Source organism: Paenibacillus sp. 01L418 (genome assembly GCF_056400045.1).
This window is the reverse complement of the sequence record NZ_JBFTSN010000850.1, coordinates 1-678: the sequence shown is the minus strand read 5'-3', so window position 1 is coordinate 678 and position 678 is coordinate 1. Positions and strand designations below refer to the sequence as shown.

Here is a 678-nt window from a genome sequence, read left to right as displayed (position 1 = left end):
CTGTACTTACATTAGGTGTACCTGGAGTAGCCTTAATCGTTGGGCTCCAGTGGGTGGTGGTTTAGCAAATTTGAAAAAGGTTTAAGGAAAAGGTTGACTCTGTATTCAATTATGTGCTACATTAGTTCTCGCCCCAAGAGTAAGTAAACAAGCTTCGAAAAAAGAATTTAAAAAAAAGCTTGCATTAACTTGGGCGAATGTGATATATTATAAAAGTCGCCGATACGAAACACGCGGTTGACACGAAAGAATGAATTGTTCTTTGAAAACTGAACAACGAGTAATAACTGCCTCGCAAATCCTTCGGGATAAGCGAAAAAAGCGATAAAAAAGTAATGAGCATTTCAAACACCAATTTGGAGAGTTTGATCCTGGCTCAGGACGAACGCTGGCGGCGTGCCTAATACATGCAAGTCGAGCGGAGTTGATGAGGTGCTTGCACCTCTGATGCTTAGCGGCGGACGGGTGAGTAACACGTGGGTAACCTGCCTGTAAGACTGGGATAACATTCGGAAACGAATGCTAATACCGGATACGCGATATGGTCGCATGACTGAATCGGGAAAGATGGAGCAATCTATCACTTACAGATGGACCCGCGGCGCATTAGCTAGTTGGTGAGGTAACGGCTCACCAAGGCGACGATGCGTAGCCGACCTGAGAGGGTGATCGGCCACA

The 678-nt window shown here is 45.6% G+C and carries 1 rRNA gene; it reads left to right on the top strand.

From position 1 onward, the window contains the following. Window positions 1-353 precede the first annotated feature (353 nt). Window positions 354-678: ribosomal RNA gene (locus AC1DSE_RS36110) — 16S ribosomal RNA — on the top strand; the annotation flags it as partial.